This is a genomic window from Bacillus horti, from assembly GCF_030813115.1.
In the GTDB taxonomy this organism is placed as follows: domain Bacteria; phylum Bacillota; class Bacilli; order Caldalkalibacillales; family JCM-10596; genus Bacillus_CH; species Bacillus_CH horti.
The window spans coordinates 93,848-116,129 of sequence record NZ_JAUSTY010000011.1; the positions used below are offsets into that span (position 1 = coordinate 93,848).

Here is a 22,282-nt window from a genome sequence, read left to right on the forward strand (position 1 = left end):
TGGAGGCACCCTTTAAATATCATGATATTTTATTTATTTAATTCTGTATTCTATATAGTCAAGGAGCCTTACGCTCTTGATACATAATCTCCGCTTCTAGTATCAATAACAAGCTTATCTCCCACGTTTACGAAAAATGGAACTTGAACAACTAGCCCAGTTTCAAGAGTAGCTGGCTTAGAGCCACCTGATGCTGTATCCCCTTTAATTCCTGGCTCTGTTTCCGTTACTTCTAGCTCTACTGAATTTGGCATATCCACACCAATTGTTTCACCATTGTACATAATGATGCTAACGATCATGTTTTCTAATAAATAGTTTAATTCATTTTTGATCTGATTACCGTTCAACACAATCTGCTCATAGCTCTCATTATCCATGAAAGTATATTCGTCACCTGCACTATACAGGTATTGCATTTTACGAGTTTCAATATGTGCTTTCTGGAATTTCTCAGTAGGACGGAACGTTCTTTCTTGAATGTTTCCGTTACGAATATTTTTTAATTTAGAGCGGACAAAAGCAGCTCCTTTTCCTGGCTTAACATGCTGGAAATCGATGATTTGCCAGATGTCTCCGTCAAACTCAATCGTTAATCCATTTTTAAAATCAGAAGTTGTTATCATAGTTATTACTTCCTCTCACGATTAATCAATAATGATTAGTTCTTTTGTTGATTGTGTCAGGATTTCATTTCCTGTTTCCTTAATCACAATATTATCTTCAATCCGTACACCACCAACACCAGCAAGATAAATGCCTGGCTCAACTGTTACAACCATACCTGGTTGCAGCAACTCATCTGATCCTTTTTTGGACAATTTAGGATCCTCATGAACATCTAAACCAATACCGTGACCAGTAGAATGTCCAAACTGCTCACCATAGCCTTTAGCTGTAATATAATCTCTACAATAATCATCTGCTTGCTTACCTGTAATCCCTGCCTTTATGTTCCGTACACCTTGAAGCTGAGCCTCTAAGCAGATATTATAGATTTCTATAAGTTTATCAGAAGGCTGTCCTACGGCAAAGGTTCTCGTCATATCAGAGATGTACCCCTGATACACAGCTCCGAAATCTAACGTTACAAAGTCCCCTTTTTCGATAACCTTATCACTAGCTACACCGTGGGGTAAAGCTGACCTTGCTCCAGAAGCCACAATCATATCAAAGGATGAAGTGGAAGCACCTAGGCTTCTCATGTGGAACTCCAGCTCATTAGCGACTTGAATTTCAGTTAATCCAGGCTTAATAAAGTTTAAAATATGTGTAAACGTTTCATCTGCAATTTTTACCGCATGACGAATCGTTTGAATCTCCTGCTCATCTTTAATCATTCTTAGCTTCTCAACAGCCCCCGAAACGGGAACAAGCTCCGCACTAAATCTTTGCTGATACCCTCTATACGTAGCGAAGGTGACATGATCCTGCTCAAAAGCCAGACGTTTAACGTTCAAACGCTCTAAAACTTCCGCAATCTTTTCTCCAATAGGCTCTACATGTTTTACAATCTCAAAGCCTTGTGCCTGTTCTTTAGCTTGTTCTTCATAACGAAAATCCGTTATAAATACAGCCTCTGTTTTGGTTATCAAAACAACTCCAGCACTACCTGTAAATCCAGTCATATATCTTCGGTTACTTTTACTTGTAATGAGAAAGCCATCTACTTGATGCTCATCAAACAAAGCTCGAAGACGATTGATACGTTGCTCCATTATACCCCTCCTAATTCATTTTCCTCATTAAAGCAATTAAGAGCAAGCTGGTATCCTTTCAGCCTTTAAGCCTAGAATTGACACTTAAATTCCTCAGCAATGTACGATTACTATGACGATGATTGCCAGGTTCTTCACGTTGATGAACAATCTATGTACTCATGTGACATCAGCGTTTTACTCTTTTGCCTAACGATGAACGGCATGATCTCATTTATTTTATCATAAAATAAGCAAATGTGAAGGCATTAGGAGTTTGTCTCACGCTCTTTTTCTATGGAGTCAGACAGGTACTGATAAGAAATGGAATACCCAACAAAAAGTCCGTAAACAGCAAAGATACAAATAAAAATAATATTCGTTGTAAAGCCAAGCTCTTGGAAGGTCATAGCTCCAGAAATCAAGCTGTTCAAGCCTAAGAAAAGTAACACCCATAAGCTTAATCCAAACCAAATGCCGATCCAGGGTGACTCAAGCTTTCTGAAAAGGGTGTAATAAAGGGAAGAAGCTAATATGGATAACAAGCTTAAACAAAGGATACTTAAGCCATGACCTAACGGACCCATTAATGGCTTCATTCCTTGGGTAAAAGGGAGATGCTGCCAAACAACGCCAGGTCCAAAAGAGATAAAATTTAGAGCATGGGCTAAATACGTGATAAGTGAGGCAAATAGTCCTCCAAAAAAACCAACAGTAACGGTATAAAGCTGTTTTTTCTGTCTCTGTGTTTGTCCAGCTCTATTTTCATGATGATGTCTTTTGTCAGAGGATTCTTCACTCTCATCTATCCCTTGATCCGCTCCATTTGAATGATCTTCCTCTAAATGTATTTGATCAGTCTGACGTTTTCTAGATCTACTTTTTCTACTTAGCGTCTTTGTTCCCAATCTGTTTCACCCCATCTATGGAATATCTTTTGTATATTCCTAGTATGTACAGGATGAGAAAGAAAAATGAGTTACTTCTAGCTATTGTTGCTTTTCAAGTAACCAATCTGCTAATAGACTAGCTTGTTCTTCACTAAAGTTTTTCATTTGAGGCATTCTACCCAATCCATTTAAGATAATCTCAGCAATCTCTTGCTCATTGTATTTTCCGTCAAGCTCAAGTAATGATGGAGCACTTCTTCCAGAAAGGTCAGTACCATGACAGCCGATACAGCTACGCGCTAACACCTCTGGATTTGTTTCATTTTCAAAGCTTCCTTGTCCTCCACAACCAGCCAATACTAGGCTTAATAAAAGGATGATAGAAAGCTTAAATGTGATCTTCCTTGTCATTATATGTTGCCTCCTTCAATAGCCATTCCATGCTTCTATTGTAAATCGGAATCGGGTAAAATAGTAGTCTTTCCTTTCTTTTTCATGTACAATGACAATGGAAGGAAATCCTTCATTTAAGTAGTATAAATCGTATGAATTAACTATAAAAAATAGAGCTAGGATAGGTTGGTGAAGAGTCAATATGGAAAAGAAAACTGCTTACGGTGGGCAAGCGGTTGTTGAGGGTGTTATGTTTGCTGGTAAAAATGTAAATGTAACAGCCATTAGAAGAAAGGATTCATCTCTTAACTTCTTAGAAATTGAACGAAAGGTTATTCCTTGGGCCCAGAAGCTTAGGAAGATTCCTTTTATAAGAGGAAATGTAGCTATTATTGAATCTTTAATTAACGGAAGTAAGCATTTGAATTTCTCTACAGAGCGTTTCGATGTGGATCCAAAGGATGATGATCAAATTGTACCCGAACAGGAATCTTCTAAGCTTACAATGATTTTAGGAGTAGCGGTTGTTGCTGTACTTTCTTTTTTGTTCAGTAAATTTGTATTTACGGCACTTCCTGCTGTAGTGGCACACTCCTTTTTCCGTGAATGGTTCCCGGGACATCTAGCACAAAATATTATTGAAGGCGTCATAAAAACTATTCTTTTATTCGGATACATTTATCTAATATCCCTTACACCTTTAGTTAAGAGACTGTTTCAGTATCATGGGGCTGAACATAAGGTTATAAATTGCTATGAAGAGGGTAAAGAGATAACGGTTGAGAATGTGCAAAGCTCATCTCGCTTACATTACCGCTGTGGAAGTAGCTTTATCATTTTTACTGTGATTATAGGAGTGTTTGTGTATCTATTGGTACCAAGTGAACCATTACTTGAACGGGTACTCTATCGTTTAGCCCTTATTCCAGTAGTTATTGGTATAGCCTTCGAAGCTCTACAGCTCACAAATAAAGTTAGAGATATCCCTGTTCTGAAAATGCTAGGCTATCCAGGTCTTTGGGTTCAGCTTTTAACAACAAAAGAACCAACAAATGAACAGGTTGAAGTATCAATCGCATCCTTTGAGCGTATGCTAGAATTAGAGCAGCAGGCTGAAAGTGAAAAAATAAAGGTAGCGAAAGAGAATATTCAGCCTATCTAAAAGCATTAAATAACAATAGGACCATATTGAAATGAATAAAAGGTGGTGATGATCCCGTGAGAAAACTAAAGCATCCTGTGATTTATGTTTTTCTTGGTTTAGCTGCATTTGGATTTTTATGGCAGCTATTAACTCAACCACAACAGCTCTTAAGTACAATTCTTTCTATAGGTCTTATTGTTCTGATTGGGTTTGGGATCTACCATTTTTTAATTAGGAAAGGGAAGTTAGGACATACTCAAAAGTCCTTTTCCAATTATAGAAGATATCCAGTAAGTAAGGATGCCACAGCTAGAGATTATTACTCGGCTGCTAGCTCTGCAAAAACAAAATCCGTTCAAAAAAAAGCTAAAACGAGATCTAAATCGAGCAAAGCTAGGAATCATTCTTTTACGGTCATAGAAGGAAAAAAAGGGAAGCGCAAGCTCTAGGCCTGTTAGCATCAGGCTAGAATGCCTACACTTCCCTTTCGTTAAAACCAGCATACAATGGCTGGTTTTTGTTTTGGCGTTAACTCAGCTTCTGCGTAAACCTGTTGTTGGGATTTCTATGCTTCTCAATATACTCAACAAAGTTCCAGATGGTAAAGAATTGCCTTGTTTCAGAGCGTCCAAGCTCGATCAACTGAATTTTCTGCTCATTAGTCAGGGAAAAATCCGTTGCTTTGATGTTTTCCACAGGGATAAACACTGTTCTTGAAGCGTTAGCTTCTTCAATATGGCGTCGATCATGAGCCTCCATCATGGTTGAGAAAATAGCCATAAACATCGTGATCGGACCAGCTATCCGATTGGGCTGCTGAAACATTTCTGCTGCCTTAAGCCTGTAGCCAAACGTTGGCCAGCGTGGCGAATGTCGAGCATCAAATAGCCAAATCGGATAATTGCTTAATAGACCGCCATCCACCATATAAATTCGAGTTCGATCAGGTAAGTATAGGATATAAGGCTGAAAAAAGTAAGGGATACTGCTACTGATACGAGCAGCTAAGCTGATGGGGAACGATTCCCAAGAGAGCCTGTATTGATGAAGATCATCAGGTATAATAACAAGCCTACCATTAGAAATATCAGATACAATAATTTTTAGCTTTCCTGCTGGAAGGTCTCCGAAAGTTGTGACTCCCTTGGCCTTCAGCTTGTTATCTAACCATTTTTCAATATGAATAGAGGAGTAGATTCCGTTTTTGAACAATAAATTAAGACCTTTACCTACAACGGGTAAACGTCCTATAAGATCTGGCTTGAGAAAGAAAAGGAAGGACAATTCGTCCATCATGAGCTCTAGCTCTTTCCCTGTATAACCAACAGCTAATAAACTGGCTATTATTGAGCCTGCAGAGGTTCCTGCTATGCGGTTAAATGAGTAGCCCTGCTTCTCCGTTTCCTGAATGGCTCCAATGAACGCAAGACCTTTTACTCCTCCTCCTTCGAAAACAGCATCACACTTCATGTCACTCATCTCCTCTAAATCATAATGGATACAAATCTACGATCAGTCATCATTATCATTCAGCTTATGAGTATTAAAATGGAGCTTGGCATATGACAAAAGCATCAGATTTCCATCTAATGCTTTATACTCATTCCTTTTCGTCTTCTGCTTTTAATTGTGCTAGCTGTTCTAAGCGCTGTGGGTCTTCCTTGAAATAGCGGACCAAATATTCAATGGAAGTAATGGAATCGGTGCTTAAATGATGCTCAATTCCCTCCACATCGGCATAAATATTTTCTTCATTTACCCCAATCATTCCCAGGAATTCCTCTAGTAAAGAGTGACGATCCACTAAGCGTTTCCCGATCTTCTTCCCCTTAGCTGTTAAAAATAACCCTCTGTATTTTTCATAGACCAAATATTTCCCCTGATCTAGCTTTTGAACCATTTTGGTCACAGATGAAGGGTGAACCTGTAAGGCGTCCGCGATATCTGAAACTCTGGCATAGCCCTTTTCCTCAATTAGAGAATATATTTGCTCTAAATAATCTTCCATACTAGGTGTAGGCATAGACTCTCCCCCATCATTAAAGTACTAGCTGTATCTCTATTTATGTGTATACGTATGAAGTTGGTGGTCGTGAACATACGTCAATATTTCCTAGACCAAGCTTTGTTGCATTAAGATGATACACTCTTTTGGCAAGAAATACAAGGCTTTTACGTAAAATACTCAATTTTCGCCTGAGGGAAATAACGAGTAATCTGATCTCTGACGAACTGGTTAAGTTCATCTGCCTCTTCATTCTGATACACGTACTTTCCTCTGCCGTAACGTCCCCATTTGTATTTCCTAGATTCCTCATCCATTTCTAGCTTCGTCTTAGGATAGCGTTCCAAAATCACACGCTTAGCCGTTTTGGTGAACCGATGCATAATCAGCTCAAACGTTAAATCCTCTCTTTCCTCCTGACCAAGCTCTTGATCTAATTTGACAAACAGCTCCTCATATCCTTCCTTCCAGCCATCAAATCGAATCAAAGGTGCTACTATGAAACCGAGTGGATAGCCTGCTCTTGCCACCTTCCCCGCTGCTGTAATGCGATCCTGAAAACTAGATGTGGCTGGCTCAAAATTCTTAATCACATAATCAGCATTGACGCTGAAACGAAAGCGAGTGCGCTTGTTGTGCTTAGCCTTTAGCAAATGATCAACATGGTGGTACTTTGTAACAAAGCGTAGGCGACCAAATTCCTGCTGACCCATAAATTCAATCGCTTTAAACAAGGAATGGGTCATATGATCGATACCTACAGGATCGGATGTACATGCTGCTTCGAATCGAGTAATTTCAGGTTCTCGTTCTTTAATGTATTCTTCTGCTTTAGCAAAAATATCCTCAAGGTTCACATATACTCGAATATAGGGCTTGGCTCCAAGTGTAGTTTGCAAATAGCAATAATGACAGTGTCCCATACAGCCCGTCGATAAAGGAATGGCATACTCAGCTGAAGGCTTCGACGTGTCAAACTTAAGTGTCTTACGAACTCCTACAACAAAAGTTCGCTTGGCATTTTTGTACGCCGCTGCAGGTGTATCTCCTGGAATTCCTGTCACTCGGTTATGTGAAGTGGTCATTTTAATCGGAATATCCTTTTGTTTAAAACGCTCCATCAATTCTTTACCTAAAGGGTACTCTAAAGCATCAGGCTCAAAGTATACTAAATCAGGCTCAAATTGAGGGATTGACTTAATTTTTCGTTTGGTGAACTGCTTATTTTTTGCCACACTATCACCTCATCAACGATTTACTTTTGTTTAGTGTTGACGAGGAAAATGACTGTATGCGAGTTAAAAAATGTAAGGGCAGACTTAGTTCCCTCTGCCCCACACTATACAATTGATCCTGCATCTTCGATTTGAATTATCCTAAACGATCAAACCAGGTTCCTTGAATTAAATTTTGGATATAAGAAGAAATAACAAATAATTGATCAGTGACAAGTAAAATCCCCATCAGAATCATCATCGCTCCACCAACCTTCATAATAAGATTGGAATATTTTAAAATCCATTTCGTTGAGCCAATGAAGAAGGAGAATAAAAGAAACGGCAAAGCAAATCCTAGGATAAACATAGAAATATACCATGTCCCTAAAGAAGGATTAGAGGAAGATAAGCTAATTATTAAGGTCATAATTGGACCGATACACGGAGTCCATCCAGCAGCAAATCCGACACCAATAAAAAGCGATCCAAAGTAGCCCACAGGCTTTTTCGAAAACTGATAGCGCTTCTCCTGCATGAGCCAATCAACCTTCAATATCCCAACCAAAAATAGACCCATGATGATTAGTAGCACACCACTGACATTTTGAACAACATCACGATATTGAATAAATAAATTACCAAGCAATGTTGCACTTAGTCCTATGGCAAAGTAGACAGAGGACACTCCTAGTAAAAAGAAGACCGTGTGAGTAACAACCTTGAAGCGCACCTGCTTACTTTTTGTATCCTTAATATCCTGCACGGATATTCCAGTAATATAAGATAAATACGCTGGATAAAGCGGCAAGGTGCAAGGAGAAATAAAGGATAAGACCCCTGCCCAAAACGCAATCCATATTGTAAGATCGTTAATACTTTCCATGTGATCGAACACCTTTCAGGAATCATTGCCACAGAGTGATAAAAAAGACGGCTATGATTGCATAAAATTATGGTATATGTAACTTACAGCGCAACTACCATTAGCATTAAGCATATGATTCATACTCAGTAATAAAAACAAGCTGACAAGCTCTACTAGTATTCTACACATATAAGTAGGAAAATAGAATGCAAAGTGCATTTCTGTCACGAAATCCTCATAACTCAGGTCTTAGCCAACCCCCTTTCGACACCAATTTTCCTCTCATTATTGGATTCAACTAGAACACGGTTGTAGAACGTTTCATAATTAGATATAATTACATTAATGAAAAAAAGGAGTGTGAAGGGATCAATGTTTTCCTTTTTTCTTGCAATTGGATTGGCTTGAGGACGGGAGAAATCTGTCCAATTTTGCCGATACAATAAAGAGCGAGAAACAAGGGGAAAACACCTTTACACCGTTAACGGGATCAATAGATACGGGGTAGGGCGTGAATTCGTCCTACTTTTTTTATGGATTTAAATAAATCTAAAGAAACATGACCTAAGGGGATTTATGTACACTGTTATACTGTACTCTCCTTGTTTCTACGCAGATGGCTTTTCATAAACAAAGCTACTAGTTTAGAGAGGAGAAACATATATGAGTATTTTAGATGTAGAACACATCACACATACCATTGCAGATAAAACTATTTTTCGTAACATTTCTTTTCGTCTATTAGCTGGCGAGCATGTTGGACTGGTTGGTGCTAATGGTGCAGGGAAATCAACGCTGCTTCGCATCCTATGCGGTGATATTTTGCCTGATGCAGGTAGGGTTCAATGGATATCTAATGTTCAGGTAGGACACCTAGAGCAGCATATACAGCTTAAACCTGAGGAAACCATTCTTCAGTTTCTGCTAAGCGCATTCTCAGATTTATACAAAATGGAGAGTGACATGCTCCATATATCCGAGCAGATGGGCCAGACATCAGGAAAAGAATTAGACGTATTGTTGAAGCAATTCACTGACTTACAGGAAGCCTTAGAGCACGGAGATTTCTATCGATTAGAATCAAAGGCTGAAGAAGTAGCACGGGGTTTAGGTCTAACAGAGATTGGCTTAGAGAGCAGAGTCGACACATTAAGTGGAGGGCAGCGGACAAAGCTTTTATTAGGTAAGCTACTGCTACAGCAGCCACAGGTCCTTTTATTAGATGAGCCTACTAACTACCTAGATACAGAACATATTAATTGGTTTAAGGACTATTTAAAGGATTATCCTAACGCTTTTATCCTAATTTCACACGACACTGATTTTATGGATGCTGTCGTTCATCTTATATATCATTTGGAGCACCAAGAGATACAGCGTTATGTGGGAAATCACACACAATTTTTACACGCTTATGAGCTTCGTAAAAATGAGAAGACTCTTGCTTATCGCCAACAGCAAGCAGAAATAAAAAAGCTAGAAACATATATTCAGAAGAACAAAGTACGTGCTTCAACGGCAAAGCAAGCTAAAAGCCGGGAAAAGAAACTAGAGAAAATAGAGCGATTAGACAAGCCTGTCATTTTGCCTCGGCCAAGGTTTAGCTTCCCTATAACAGGCGAACCTGGCGAAACAATTATGGAAGCTAGGCAGCTCGTTGTTGGATATGAACAGCCTCTACTCCCTCCCTTAAACCTTACTCTTAAGCGAGGTATGAAGGTCGCATTAATTGGCTATAACGGCATAGGAAAAAGTACTAGCTTGAAAACAATTTTAGGACATATACCTTTATTAAGCGGAGATGTCATCCTTGGGGAACAGGTAAAACCAGCGTATTTTGCTCAGGAACTCCATAAGGATAAAAGTCATCCAGACGATACACATACAGCGATTGAAGAAGTATGGCATGCTTTCCCCCACTTGACTCAGAGGGAGGTTCGGAGTGCCCTTGCTAGATGTGGACTAAGATCCGTACACCTTAAACAATCACTTGCATCGCTTAGTGGTGGAGAACAAGCAAAGGTACGCTTATGTAAGCTCATGCTATCTGACACAAACTGGCTCATCTTAGATGAACCGACAAATCATCTCGATTTGGCGGCGAAGGACGCGCTGAGGGAAGCGTTAATTGCATATCCCGGAACGATACTACTTGTTTCACATGAGCCTAGCTTTTATCAGGATTGGGTGACGGATGTGTGGGATATTGAAGCGTTAATTAATGAAGCATAAATAAGTATTAACGAAGAAGAACTATGCATGATTTTATTGGTTATTCAGATTTAATGTGTAATAGAGATAGCTGAACACTTTCGTGCTGATCAACTAGTGTTAAGTAAATAGAGGATAGAGAGTGGAATCGTTGCTCTCTATTCTTTTTTGAATTCTATTCATTTATTAATTCTCTGATTTTATTAATCTGTGGATCACTTCCACTGATTATATCCTACTCAGACAATTCATTTAAATCTATCCTCAAATTTACTCTTCTCTAAGATTTCAGTAGCCCACATAGCTGTCCACTCCTCCAAAGTGACCTCTGGATTGTTTTCTAGAAAATCCTGCATGATCTGATATCCTATTTTGTAGTTTGAGGCCATGGGAATCCGCATTCCATGATTACCTCTAAAAAAGTCTACAGACAGATTAGAATCTGGCTCCATAACCTTCTTCATTATATTCCATACATGCTCCTCTTCTTCAAGTTGATCAAGCCAAGGGACATGCGTATCTGGATAGATTAACTGAGCAAAAGTATCTGCCTTTCCCTCCATAATTATTTTTTGTTCTAGAAAATCAAGTGGTCGCCTATTCACAATCATATCTTCAAAAACAATAGCATGATGATACTCATGTGCTGAAATGTACTTTAGAATATCTATATCTAAGCTAATAGGATCTAAGTGGATTACAATGTTTCTATCTTTATCAGCAAACCCACTAACTCCACTAACATACTGATTGTAATAAGCCTCTTCAGGATTAGCTACAAAGAGAAAGATATTTATAGGTAGTTTACTAGGTAAAAGTTCAGTTGACTCATTTAATGACAAGATAACTGCTTCTAGGATTTCATCTTGCCGCTCTTTAATGAGGTTGATATAGGATTCATACTCGTCTAATCTATAGCTATATCTAAAATTACCTTCATCTAATGAGTTTATTCGGTGCTTCCCTCCCCTTGCGATCAAACGAAAAGGCTCTAGAATAGTCTCCCTGTAAATCCGCTCCCATTCTCCTCTGTCACTCTCTCTAGCCAGAGAAACATACTCCAAAGCATGATCAAAGAAAGTAGTTATAAAAAACTCCGTATCCTTATGTACAAAAGTGAAAGATCCTTCTTCGGTTTCTTGTACTTCTATCTGAGCTATAACATCCTCATCTTCAGAAACTTCACATGCCGTTAGAAAAAGAAGACTAAAGACAATAAGTTTACACGTATATAGTAGGAACTTTGCCAAGTTAACCACTCCTTTCGATTTGAGAATTGAAAATTTACTATCTAGATACATTATATTACAAATTAATAAGATAAAAATGGTAAATTAGGAAATATAAAAATAATGTTTTTCTATAAAAATTTACTAGGTGCTCAATTCAAGAAAAGCTTCTATTGAAGCCCCCTCGAAGAAGTCGTCTAGTCCATCATTAGTGGAAGCTTCACTTGCCGTCAGAAAGTATAAAATTTGATGGAAACAAGATATCATATTTTACACTTTCTTAAACGTTAAAAAAACCGCTCGCAAAAGAAGTCGAGCGGAACATATTACTCTACACTAGCAAAAGTATGCTTTCTCAGGATAGCAAACAAGATCAAGGTTAGCAGTGTAGACATAATAAATAACAAGGGGATAGGAAGAAATTCAGCCCATAAACCAGAAATAAACAACCCAAGGGGAACAGCAAGCTTCATTAACATGGATGACGTACCAGCTACTCGTCCTAACAAATGATTTGGAGTGAATTCTTGCCTAATGGTAAAGTAGACAACGTTAGACATTGTAATAGCGAAAACACGTATGAATAAGGATAAACTAAGCATCCACCAATGAATAGAGAACACAAGAATGAGATAGCTTATCGCCTCCAAAAAGATACACGAAACATAAAGTTTACCTCGACCAAATTTCCTCCTTAGAAAAGGGATACATATGGAGCCAACTAATCCCCCGACTGCCCCCATGCTGAACATAAAACCAATTTGTTGTTTTGTAGTATCAAGAATATCAGCTGCATAGAAAATTAGAACTCCTGTAACAAGGCTAGCGGAGAAGTTGTTAAAAAGAACCGCAATTGTTGGTGTAAGTAGTATTTTATTTGATAATAGTGAGTCAATTCCTTCCTTCATTTCCTTCCAAATTGAACTGTTCACCTTCTTTTCCTGCTTAACAGTAGCTGGAATCCGGGTGAACTGAACACAGATAAGTAGTAAAGCTAAACAGACTAAATATAATGAGAAATTTACTTCAAATGAATACAAGGCGATCAGAACACCTGCTATACCTGGACCAGTCATACTTATCAGTGTATCTACAAAGGATAATTTCGCATTGGCTGCTGTTAATTGTTGTTTGGTTACAAGCTGTGGGAGCACAGAATGATGAGCATTCCCAAACGTATAGCCTGAGGCAGATAATACAAATCCAAGAAGATATAAATGCCACAGCTCTATTTGATCGACATACAGGAGATAAACAATTCCACTTAAGCATAGAATTCTGAGTATCACCGTTATAGATAGTATCCATTTACGATGATAGCGATCGACAAGGACACCAGCTATCATACCGATAATAATATTTGGGAAAAAATCAATAGCTCTCATTGTGCTCATAGCTAAGGCAGATTGGGTCAAATCGTATATCAATAAAGGTAGGGTGATTAAATAAATCTGAAAGCCGAAGTTTGAAAGTATGGAGCCTGTCCATAAAAATAGAAAGTTCTTATTTTGCCACAACGATTTCTCTAGTACCTCTTGTTGCAAATTAGTAGGATTAATATTCACTATTTTACCTCTCTTTAATTTTTGTTTTCTCCTATTCACCCTCAATCAATGCCATAATCAATGCTATAAATTTAATGCTTTTTACCATGTATAACTATGTAATTAGACTTGCATGATATGTTGTAGCATTTGATTATGTACGCTTGTCTAGTTTATCTAGAAAAAAGGTGTGAAAAAAGTGTAGAATTATATATAATTAATCTCACTATTTAAGGAGGAACAGAATTGAAATTAAGTGAACATTATGTTCAGCTTTTTGAGACGTTCATCTCTCAACAAGCTAGCAAACCACCAGAGAGCGGATATGGGCTACATTCTTCTGTCCATACCAAGATAGATGAGATTCAATCGGTTTTATGCTGTACAACTAGGCATACCAAATGGATCTTAAAAGAACTTCGGAACAAGCATTGGATCGAGTGGGAAGCTGTTCGTGGTAGAGGAAAATCTTCGAAACTTACCTTTCTCCTGCTCCCAGATGAAGTGAATGCTCAAATGGCTAAGGAGCTTGTACTTGAAGGTAAGTATGATCTTGCTTTACAGCAATTATCCAACGCTGACCAAGCGATTAAAGAGCAATTTCATCATTGGCTTAATGGTCAGCTAGGGTACATGATCGAGAAGGAGGGGCAGAAAGAAATAGATGTATTACGATATCCTTTTTACCCGTCCATTCTCAGTCTTGACCCTGCCCATTTACTTTCAAGACATGAAGCTCATATGATCGGGCATATCTTTGACACTCTGCTGAAATACGACCAACAACAGAATAAGATAGTCACTCATTTAGCTCATTATTGGGAGCCCACTCGGAAGGGGAAAGTATGGACCTTTTATTTGAAAAAAGGAGTCAGATTTCATCACGGCAGGGAGCTTACAGCTAAGGACGTCGTACAGACATTCCAACGATTCAGGGAGATCAAAAAAGCGGCTCATCTTTGGCAGCAGTGGACATTAAAAAAAGTAGAAGCACCACATCGTTATGTAGTCCGATTTACATTGCAAAAACCTGATTACTTGTTTCCTTACTATTTAACCTATCCGCATACTTCTATTATTCCTATTGAAGTGGTAGAAAAAAATGTAGGAGCTTTTGGTCTTTCCCCCGTCGGAACGGGCCCCTTCAAAGTCATGAAACATGATAAAACCATGCTTACTCTAAATGCCTTTAATCACTATTTTAAGGGACGTGTCCAAGTAGACCGAGTAGAGATTCTAACTCTTCCAGAGCTGCTTCAAGAGGAAGGGGAGCTAATCAACTATAGATATGATTTTAGTGAAAAAACTCATAGATCTGAAGGTGCTTTAAAGGATAAAAGTTCTTGGAAAAGTTTAGTTAGTATGGAGAATGGGGCGTCCTATTTCGTTCATAATCTAGAAAAAAAAGGACCACAACAGAGTATTTTATTTCGGCAAGCATTGTATACGGCTTTGTCTATTTCACAAATTGGAACAGATCTTGGCTTTGCCAATTACATCCCTGCCTTTAGCTTTTTTGCGGAGAAAAGTAAGGAGTTTCCCGTACAGCGAGCCAACCTCGAACAAGCCCAAGAATGGTTGAAGCGATCAGGATATAATGGAGAAACCATTCGTATCTGTTCCACAGAAATTCGCCCAAAGGTCAACCTAGAGATGGAAATGAAGTGGGTTCAAAAACAATGGTCTTCCATTGGGGTTCAATCTAAGGCTGAAGTAATTCCCATTCACCAGCTTGCAAAACCTGAGTTCCTATCTCAAGTTGATATCGTGTTTGCTGGAGTGACTTTAGGTCATCATCCAATTGTATCTCTGGTACGAACCTTACAAATGCCTATGGCATTCATCTATCCCATGCTTCATCAATCATTGAAGGATAAACTAAATGAAACACTTAATGTAGTAAAAAGTACAACGGATTCTGATGATCAGATGAATGCTTTAATCGATTTAGAGAATGTGCTGATTGAAGAGCACGCTCTTCAATTTTTATTCCACAGATCACATAGTGTACAAGTACGTTCAGGTACAGCACTTCAAGGTGTTAGGCTAAATGATGATGGACGCGTAGACTATAAGTCTCTATGGTTTAAACCTCGTTCATTAAGAAGCTAACTACCAATTTACTCTTTAATATACAAATTAAGATACAACAATAATATTGGGGTATTAAAAAAACGCCGAATGCATCTTCAATACATGCACTCGGCGTATGCTTGTTACAAAAAATCATGAATTTCCTTCATAACATGATCAAGGTCGTCAATAAAAGGAAAGTGGCCAGCATCAAGATAGACGAGCTTCGCTTCTTTACCATGACTTTCTAAATCCTCTACGATCTCCACTATCATCGATTCAGATGTCAAACGATCCTCTTTTCCCCACAACACAAGCACTGGAGCTTCAATTAATCGAATTTCTCCTGTCCCATCAACTAATCCATTCCACTTACTACTTATATTAAAGTAATTAGCGGCATGCATCACATCAATCGTATTACGCTGTTGTAACGCTGCCTCTATATAACGATCATACCTTTCTTCACTAGGCTGAACTTTATCAAATACAAGATAATCCCAAGCCTTTTTCATGTACTGCTTGTCTTTTGAGGAAATGGCTTGTAACGTTACAGCCAGTCTTGGATCGTCCAAAATCTCCTCCTTCGATGTTAGACGATTTGTCGTACTACCATTCTCACTCTCCTCACTTTGATAGATTGGATAGCCACGTGTGGAAAGTGAGGCCAGCAAGATGATTTTTTCGACATGTTGCGGGTAATTAGCGGCATATTGCATCGCCACACCCCCTCCATTTGACCATCCAATGATAGAGAACGCCTCTAGTCCAATTTGATCAACAAAGTGTTTAAGATCAGTAGTAAAATCCTTTATTGATCGAATCGGTTCCCGATATGTTGAGTCTCCATATCCCCGTAAATCAACAGCATATATCGTATACGTTTCGTCCATTTCCTCAAGAAAAACATCCCAATGAATGGAGGAAGCCATGTTTCCATGAATTAATAGTAGGTTTCGTTCGCCACCTTTTCTTTCGCGATACGTCAGAGTTTCTCCATTAGGTAAAGCCACATTCTTCTTTTCAACCTTCATCAAAACGCCTCCTTATTTTAGTCATAAAAAAAACCTACCATCAATTGGATAGGAGGCGACAAAAAGAACACAAAGAAACCAAGAGTTTCCTCGAGCCAATAATGATCGCACTAAAAAAGGCATACTAATCCTATCCAAAAATGGTTCATTCACGAACATTCATTTTTTGAATGAGAATTAGTTGATCATTGGCCTAGGTCACCCTTTCATATAATTTCTTTCATTATAGAATAAATAGGCTATTATTGTCAAAATCTATAAAGGTAAACTGTAACTTAAGACTTTTATAGGTGTTTAAAAGATATCCTAAATAGCCATCTAGTGATTTATTTAGCCTAATCATTCAAAGAAGCTGCCATTTCCATGACTTTGGGACAGCTTTTTTGACTTATAGCTCAACATGTAGCTCTAAAATAAAGTTTGATCAAAGACACCTCACAAACCCACATCCTCCGTTACAATTTTTCATGATTATATAGGTGTTTTAAGATTTAGGAAAAAGCTTATGGTTTAGCCCATATCAAATATAAATAACCAGCCAAGTAACGCTCCTCCCTAATGAACTTTAAGTCAGACTCTTTTACAATTTCAGAAATATCTCTGTTCTGGTGGCACCCTACAACCTTTAGTGCCAAAGGATTCAAAGATTTTTGTAACCATGCCAACGGTTTGTTTGTACTAATACCGTGCTCCATCATCAGTATTTTCCCTTCTGGCTTACACCACTTTTGAAAGCTATTTAAAACACTTACAGGTTCTTGATAGGCACATAAGCTGCCGGAAGATATGATAGTATCAAAGCTGTTTTCGTTAAATTCAACAGTTTCCACATCATCTTGAATAAGTGTTGTTTTAAAAGGATAATCTTTGGCCGCATTCTGCGCTGTTTTCAACATTGCATGACTAAAATCCAAACCTGTCAATTCAATATCACTACTATAGAAGGGGAAATTCAGTCCAGAACCAATGGCAACTTCCAATACCTTTCCTTTGGCTTCTTGAAAAATTCGTTGACGGAACTTATAAGCCTGACCGTTTTTTCGTCGTTTATCATATTTTTTTGCTTGCTTATCAAACTTTTTAATTAATGATTGACGATCCATATCATCCCTCGATCTCCTTGTTCATTCAGAGCATTTTTATTTAGCGAAATCAGTCCATTTTAGTTGAGGATTTATATCTCCCTTTTTACTTAATTGTAATTTTCTTTATACGTTTTGCTCAAATCGAGCAAGTTCCAGATTGCTTCGACAACTTCGAATGGACAATCCGTGTGAATCGTGGCATGCCCAGCATTTTTGAGTATACGATGCTCTCCACGCGGAACTGAATTGGCTAATTTTGTATAAATCGTATTTTTTACATTATTGAATGGATCAATAGTCTCGCGCAGGAATGATTGACTTGTTAACAGAGTCGTAAATGGGTCGATCCCCAACGCTGTAAACACGATCAACGGGATATCTGGCATGTCTCCTCCTTTACGGACTTCGTTATAGAGTTCGCTGTTCAAGTTTTTCTTTTCCGTAATCGTTTTCAATAATGTCCTGAGATGATAGTCAATCAGCGGTTCACGTATCGAATCCGGCCACTTGGCAAACATCTGATCGAATAATCCACGAAAGGATCGCTTGTAAGTTAGGAGTGTCCGAACGATCGCAAAGCTCTGCTGAGGTAGATAGCGTTTCTTTAACTTTGGTGTATGGGAGAGAAAGTCCTCGTGAGGCGGTTCTAACAGAAGCATTCCGGCTACCTCATCTGGAAACCGTTGAGCGTACCGTTGTGCGTAAATTCCACCCAACGAGTGGCCGACGAATATATAGGGAGCTGGTACACCAGCGGTACGTAAAAGACTCCGCAATTCATCAGTGACCTCGAGGGCACTTCGAGGCAGCTTAACCTGATCGCTCCAGCCCGTTCCCGCTCGATCATAGATCACTGATGTTGTACGCTGACTAATTTGATTGTGAATATTGAGATAATCAAGCCCGACCATGCCGGCTGCTGGTAAAAAGACTACTGCTGGACCTCCGACCCCAGCACAGTCGAGTAACAAGTGTCGTCCTTCCACGTTGTAAAAACGTCCAATCGGCGATCCATTGTCTATGGACTTATCACCTTGATGTTTATTTGTATAGTCTTTCATCGCTAATATCAAGACCTCCATTCATTAATTTCTATTTATAAAAGATTTTCTTGAGTTCATTAAGGTATCCATCAAGTTCTGCAAGAATATTGTCATAATCTAATTCAGTGATTTCTGAGTTCCTAATATCCTCTAGTATCTGATTGGTAAAACCAATATTCGACCAAAAAATAAGCTGCTTGCTTCTTTCAACGTCCAGTCCTTCCCTGAATTTAGATTCATCAACCTTATCAAACATTGTCTCGTGGCATAAAAATTGTTTCTCATTTACTCTTCCTTCCAGCTCCTTGTTGATTTCATCAGACTTCGTGGTAGCAGTAATTTTTATAAATTCGAAAATCCAAGGATGCTTTTGCAGCAACTCAATCTGGAGAAGATATGATTGACGCAGTTTTTCAAAAATATCTTGTTCTTTAAAATTCATTAAATCAAGATATTCTTTATTTATCATGTCAGTGCAATAATCATAAAGGTATAGAAAAAGGTCTTTTTTGCTATTTACATAGTGGAACATTAAACCTTTTGAAATCCCGGACTCTTTAGCAATAACATTTGTCGAGGCATCATCAAATCCCTTTGTGGCAAATTCCTTTAATGCTGCATTTAATATTACTTCTTTTCTTTTGGATTCCAGATTCGAAATTTTTGTAAGCATGATAACCACCTTTATTTACTTTTTACCTTTAAGGTCAATTTATTATAATTTCATTTACCTAAAAGGTCAACAGTTTTCATAAAATTTTTTACCTATGAGGTCAAATACAGCTCAGCCCATTAAGCATTTTCACACGTTTCTCATTTCGTGTGGAGCACATCCAAGTAACTCTTTGCATCTCACCCACCCGTTTTGAAAAAATGAAAATTAACCTCTTTAGTAGAAAATACCAAAGAGGTTAATTTATTATCGAACTTTATTTCGTATTATCAATCTTTATTTCAAAAATCGAACTTTATTTCAAAGCAACACATCTTTTTCAACAATTATTATAACCCACACTTCAGTTGAGCGTTACAATTCGTACACGTGTTACATCCACCTATATCCTCAACAGTCCCTTTACGGCAAATCGGACATGTTTCCCCTACTTCTGTTCCATAGGTTACCTTTGTAGACGTTAGGGCTGGAATCGTATCAAGCACATACTGCTTTGGCTTTTCTTCGATTTCCCATTGCTCAAATAGGCTATCATTTTTGTTTAAATCATTTTCCTCTGCTGTCAACGTAAGCACTTGAGCATCACGGGAGCCGTCCACATAAACAGTTCCGCCTTTTGCTCCACCACGGTGTAGGCGCTCATATACACCCTGAACCTGTTGAACAGAGTATCCCTTAGGAGCATTAACCGTCTTACTCAGTGAGCTATCCACCCAACGTTGAATAATACATTGTGTATCTGCGTGTTGTTCTGGAGTCAGCTCCATGGCAGATATAAACCAAGGTGGTAGCTGCTCGGAGCTTGCCTCAGGATTGCGATCCAAGTAATCCTGTACAATATCTGCTTTAACCTCAATGAATTTACCAAGTCTTCCTGAACGGAAATACGTGAAGGAAAAGTAAGGCTCAAGACCTGTTGATACTCCTACCATTGTTCCTGTACTTCCTGTAGGTGCTACCGTCAATAGGTGTGAGTTACGAATACCATGCTCTAAAATCCCTTCACGAATATCCTCAGGCATAGAACTCATATATCCCGTTTGGACAAAGGCTTCCCTTAGCTGCTTTGTTTCGGCGGCTGATTCCTTCTCTAGGAAAGGAAAGCTGCCCTTTTCCTTCGCTAATTCGATAGATGCACGATACGCTGTTGTAGCAATCGTTTCGAAAATTTGATCAACAAGCTTGTTACCCTCATCAGATCCATAAACCTTCTCTTCGTAGATCAGTGCGTCATGTAAGCCCATTACACCAAGTCCTACACGTCTTTCCCCTTTAGCTTGTATAGTGTTATCTTCAAGGAAATAAGGAGTAGCATCAATTACGTTATCCTGCATATGCACACCAACACGAACCGTTTTCTTTAGCTTTTCAAAGTCGAAGGTCTTTGTTTCCTTGTTCACCATTTCGGCTAGGTTAACAGCAGCTAAATTACACACACTGTAAGGGGCTAGTGGTTGCTCTCCACAAGGGTTTGTCGCCACAACCTTTTGACCATAGGCAGAAGCATTCGTTTTGTCATTAGCATTATCGATAAAGAAAATGCCAGGCTCAGCTGAATACGTAGCACAGATATTTACAAGCTTCCATAGCTCTCTAGCTTTCATTTTCTTATAGACACGTACACCGTAGCCCTTCGCTTCCCATTCTCTAACATCCCCGGATTGTGCCCAGTCTCTGTTATAGGCTTTCATTTCCACCTCAGAGTAGGTTTCAACAGCAGGAAAACGCAGCTCGTATTCTCCGTCCTCTTCCACAGCCTGCATAAATTCCTTTGTCAAGCAGATAGAAATGTTCGCTCCCGTCAGAAACTCAGGATTATTGACAGAATACGTTCCACCGTCTACCAGCTTTGCTTCCGCTTCTCGAACGACCTCAGAGGTAAAAGGAGATTCCTTAGCTTCTTTATGCACCGCTATAATCCGCTCGTACATTTCTTTTTCTGTTCCAGACAACGGTGTAAACTTAAGCTTGTCCTTCGCTAGCTTCTTAATCTGAGGGTCCTCAGCCTTCTCAATGATAAAGCGGAGTACCTTTGGGTTTTGCATTTTAGAAATAATAAATTCAATAATATCTGGATGCCAATCGCTAAGCATAATCATCTGTGCTCCACGTCTTGAACCACCCTGCTCCACAAGATGGGTCAGCTTGGCAATATCATCTAACCAGGATACAGAGCCGCTTGACTTACCATTTACACCTCTACATAGCGCACCTCTAGGACGTAGGGTAGAACCATTTGTCCCTACTCCTCCTCCACGGCTCATAATTTCCATTACTTTTTTACGATGCTCGGCAATTCCTCCGCGTGAATCCTGAGGAAAAGGCATCACATAGCAGTTAAAGAAGGTTACGTCTGTACCCGCTCCAGCTCCGTATAACACACGGCCTGCAGGAACAAAGTTCATCTGTACAAGCTCCTCATAAAAATCCTTGAAGGCACTCTGACGCTTCGCTTCTGTTGCTTCAACCGCTGCTAATCCAGTAGCCACTCTAGCTGCGATCTGCTCATAATAGATTTCTAGTGGCTTCTCCACTACATCTAGAGAGACTTGGATGATTCCCGTCTCTATACTTTCTGGCTCCTCTAGCACCCCTCTAAACGACTCATCAACCTTTACCTTAGCTGTCTTAGTTTGTTCATCAAAATCTACAAGAATTCCGTAGCCCCTTGCTGGAAACTTCGGATCATCCTTAACCGTAAGAACAACAAAGTCACCTTCTCGTAGTGTTTTCTTTTCAATGTCCTTAAATGAATAACGATCCAGCATCACCAATCTAGAAACACCTTGAAGCTTCCGATGCATATCAAAGGTGATGGGATGAACCTGAGGAAAAAGCTGAATATCCTGATTCAATTTCTCCACATTAATTTCAGAAAGCTTGTCCTCCACTAAAACAGTTCCCAAAAAAATCCCCTCCATGTCCATTACAATATAATAACAAGTCATCCTACTAAAAAAAGAAGCATCGTTAACGATTCTTTGATAGTAAATGTCTTGTTTATTTGCTGATTAAGTATGTTTGTCTGTTAGAGTAAGTATGTCTCTTAGGTTACCATAGATATGATAGAATAACAATGGAAAACAACGATATATAGTATTTTTATTTTTATCATATACTATATATAGGAAATTAGAACAATTAAATTCAATTCGTCAAACCTAAAATTTTTCAAAAAA

19 protein-coding genes are annotated in these 22,282 nt (G+C 38.8%); 4 read left to right on the forward strand and 15 right to left on the reverse strand.

Going from position 1 to position 22,282, the window contains the following annotated elements:
* Positions 1–68 precede the first annotated feature (68 nt).
* From efp to J2S11_RS13715, 4 genes are all read right to left on the reverse strand, one after another.
* Positions 69–626, reverse strand: a complete 558-nt coding sequence (gene efp, locus J2S11_RS13700; RefSeq protein WP_307395450.1) for an elongation factor P — start codon at positions 624–626, stop codon at positions 69–71.
* A 21-nt stretch (positions 627–647) separates the two neighbouring features.
* Positions 648–1,718, reverse strand: a complete 1,071-nt coding sequence (locus tag J2S11_RS13705) for a M24 family metallopeptidase (protein WP_307395452.1) — start codon at positions 1,716–1,718, stop codon at positions 648–650.
* A gap of 248 nt (positions 1,719–1,966) precedes the next feature.
* Positions 1,967–2,605 (reverse strand): YqhR family membrane protein, encoded by a 639-nt coding sequence (locus J2S11_RS13710; protein ID WP_307395454.1) that lies wholly within the window; start codon positions 2,603–2,605, stop codon positions 1,967–1,969.
* 81 nt (positions 2,606–2,686) lie between these two features.
* Positions 2,687–2,998, reverse strand: coding sequence for a c-type cytochrome (locus J2S11_RS13715; protein ID WP_307395455.1), 312 nt, complete (start codon positions 2,996–2,998; stop codon positions 2,687–2,689).
* Between the two features lie 184 nt (positions 2,999–3,182).
* Here J2S11_RS13715 and J2S11_RS13720 point away from each other — a divergent pair, with 184 nt between their 5' ends.
* Complete coding sequence (locus tag J2S11_RS13720; RefSeq protein WP_307395456.1) at positions 3,183–4,142, forward strand: DUF1385 domain-containing protein; 960 nt, start codon at positions 3,183–3,185, stop codon at positions 4,140–4,142.
* A 56-nt stretch (positions 4,143–4,198) separates the two neighbouring features.
* Positions 4,199–4,573: an SA1362 family protein gene (locus tag J2S11_RS13725; protein WP_307395458.1), complete on the forward strand. Its 375-nt coding sequence runs from the start codon at positions 4,199–4,201 to the stop codon at positions 4,571–4,573.
* Positions 4,574–4,652: 79 nt separating this feature from the next.
* On the opposite strand, the gene J2S11_RS13730 is transcribed toward J2S11_RS13725, so the two are convergent.
* The 4 genes from J2S11_RS13730 to J2S11_RS13745 form a co-directional block, all read right to left on the reverse strand.
* Positions 4,653–5,594, reverse strand: a complete 942-nt coding sequence (locus J2S11_RS13730) for a patatin-like phospholipase family protein (protein ID WP_307395460.1) — start codon at positions 5,592–5,594, stop codon at positions 4,653–4,655.
* A gap of 130 nt (positions 5,595–5,724) precedes the next feature.
* Positions 5,725–6,147, reverse strand: coding sequence for a transcriptional regulator MntR (mntR, locus tag J2S11_RS13735; RefSeq protein WP_307395462.1), 423 nt, complete (start codon positions 6,145–6,147; stop codon positions 5,725–5,727).
* 149 nt (positions 6,148–6,296) lie between these two features.
* On the reverse strand, positions 6,297–7,322 hold the full coding sequence (gene splB / locus J2S11_RS13740; protein WP_307395572.1) for a spore photoproduct lyase: 1,026 nt from the start codon (positions 7,320–7,322) through the stop codon (positions 6,297–6,299).
* 178 nt (positions 7,323–7,500) lie between these two features.
* Positions 7,501–8,229, reverse strand: coding sequence for a cytochrome c biogenesis CcdA family protein (locus J2S11_RS13745; RefSeq protein WP_307395464.1), 729 nt, complete (start codon positions 8,227–8,229; stop codon positions 7,501–7,503).
* A gap of 645 nt (positions 8,230–8,874) precedes the next feature.
* Between J2S11_RS13745 and J2S11_RS13750 the strand changes: the two genes are divergently transcribed.
* A complete protein-coding gene (locus tag J2S11_RS13750; protein WP_307395467.1) occupies positions 8,875–10,443 on the forward strand; it encodes an ABC-F family ATP-binding cassette domain-containing protein in 1,569 nt (522 codons plus the stop codon).
* A gap of 227 nt (positions 10,444–10,670) precedes the next feature.
* Here J2S11_RS13750 and J2S11_RS13755 read toward each other — a convergent pair whose 3' ends face one another.
* Together J2S11_RS13755 and J2S11_RS13760 are read right to left on the reverse strand one after the other, a co-directional pair.
* Positions 10,671–11,672: a DUF2268 domain-containing putative Zn-dependent protease gene (locus J2S11_RS13755; protein ID WP_307395469.1), complete on the reverse strand. Its 1,002-nt coding sequence runs from the start codon at positions 11,670–11,672 to the stop codon at positions 10,671–10,673.
* Between the two features lie 305 nt (positions 11,673–11,977).
* On the reverse strand, positions 11,978–13,216 hold the full coding sequence (locus tag J2S11_RS13760; RefSeq protein ID WP_307395471.1) for an MFS transporter: 1,239 nt from the start codon (positions 13,214–13,216) through the stop codon (positions 11,978–11,980).
* A 225-nt stretch (positions 13,217–13,441) separates the two neighbouring features.
* Here J2S11_RS13760 and J2S11_RS13765 point away from each other — a divergent pair, with 225 nt between their 5' ends.
* Positions 13,442–15,307, forward strand: a complete 1,866-nt coding sequence (locus tag J2S11_RS13765) for an ABC transporter substrate-binding protein (protein ID WP_307395473.1) — start codon at positions 13,442–13,444, stop codon at positions 15,305–15,307.
* Between the two features lie 104 nt (positions 15,308–15,411).
* Here the strand turns inward: J2S11_RS13765 and phaZ are convergent, their stop codons facing one another.
* From phaZ to J2S11_RS13790, 5 genes are all read right to left on the reverse strand, one after another.
* Positions 15,412–16,302 (reverse strand): intracellular short-chain-length polyhydroxyalkanoate depolymerase, encoded by an 891-nt coding sequence (gene phaZ, locus J2S11_RS13770; RefSeq protein WP_307395475.1) that lies wholly within the window; start codon positions 16,300–16,302, stop codon positions 15,412–15,414.
* Positions 16,303–16,805: 503 nt separating this feature from the next.
* Positions 16,806–17,405, reverse strand: coding sequence for a class I SAM-dependent methyltransferase (locus tag J2S11_RS13775; RefSeq protein WP_307395478.1), 600 nt, complete (start codon positions 17,403–17,405; stop codon positions 16,806–16,808).
* An 89-nt stretch (positions 17,406–17,494) separates the two neighbouring features.
* Positions 17,495–18,448 carry an alpha/beta fold hydrolase gene (locus J2S11_RS13780; protein WP_307395480.1) on the reverse strand — a complete coding sequence of 318 codons (954 nt, stop codon included), beginning with the start codon at positions 18,446–18,448 and terminating at the stop codon, positions 17,495–17,497.
* 31 nt (positions 18,449–18,479) lie between these two features.
* Complete coding sequence (locus J2S11_RS13785; RefSeq protein WP_307395481.1) at positions 18,480–19,103, reverse strand: TetR/AcrR family transcriptional regulator; 624 nt, start codon at positions 19,101–19,103, stop codon at positions 18,480–18,482.
* Positions 19,104–19,432: 329 nt separating this feature from the next.
* The gene (locus J2S11_RS13790) at positions 19,433–22,009 is read right to left on the reverse strand and encodes a vitamin B12-dependent ribonucleotide reductase (protein WP_307395483.1); all 2,577 of its coding nucleotides are present in this window, start codon (positions 22,007–22,009) and stop codon (positions 19,433–19,435) included.
* Positions 22,010–22,282: the final 273 nt, after the last annotated feature.